The organism is Streptomyces sp. B15 (genome assembly GCF_018070605.1).
In the GTDB taxonomy this organism is placed as follows: Bacteria; Actinomycetota; Actinomycetes; order Streptomycetales; family Streptomycetaceae; genus Streptomyces; species Streptomyces smyrnaeus.
The window spans coordinates 1-798 of record NZ_JAGPXJ010000208.1; the positions used below are offsets into that span (position 1 = coordinate 1).

Below are 798 nucleotides of genomic sequence, written 5' to 3' on the forward strand. Positions count from 1 at the left end.
CGGCGGGCCAGTTCCGCCTGGGGCGCGGTGAGCTCGCCGTACACCTGCTCGGCCGTGCGGACGACGGCGCCGCGCAGCCCGCCGGCGGTCTCGAAGGCGGCCTCGGTCAGGGCGCGGCCGCTGCGGTGGCGCCAGGTCTCCAGCAGGGCGTGCGACATCAGCGGCAGCCCGCCCGGGGCACCCTCGACCTCGTCCAGGAGGCGATGGGTCAAGGAGCGCTCGACGATGAGGCCGACCGCGGCGGCCGGGCGGACGATGGCCTCCCGCAGCTCCGCCCGGCTCATCGGCCCGGCGAGCAGCGTGGCGTGCTGCAACGCCGCGGTGAGGCCGGGGTGTTCGGCGCAGCGGCCGAGGAAGTCGGCTCGCACCGCGATGACGACGCGCAGCCGGCTGTCGGCGTCGGTGGCGGCGACCAGGCGGTCGATGAAGGCGTCCCGGTCGGCCGGGTCGGCGCCCAGGGTGTACAGCTCCTCGAACTGGTCGACGATCAACCAGGTGTCGGCGTCGGTGTCGGGTACGGGCCGGAGCCGTTCGGCGTGCGTGCGCAGGGGGTCCGGGCCGGGCGTGAGGATCCGTACGGCCGCGGGAGTCGCGGCGCCGTCCTCCCCGCCGTCGCCGTCGCCGTCGCCGTCGCCGTTGCCGTTGCCGGTGCCGTTGCCGTTGCCGTTGCCGTTGCCGTTGCCGTTGCCGTTGCCGTTGCCAGGGTCGCGCAGCCGGGGGATCAGACCGGCGCGCAGCAGCGAGGAGACGTGCGACTCGACGGTACGTACGGAGATGACCAACTGCGCGGCGATCTCC

General features: G+C 75.2%; 1 pseudogene. It reads right to left on the reverse strand.

The annotated features are described in order from the left end of the window. Window positions 1–798: pseudogene (locus tag KBY19_RS35875) on the reverse strand (hypothetical protein); the annotation flags it as partial.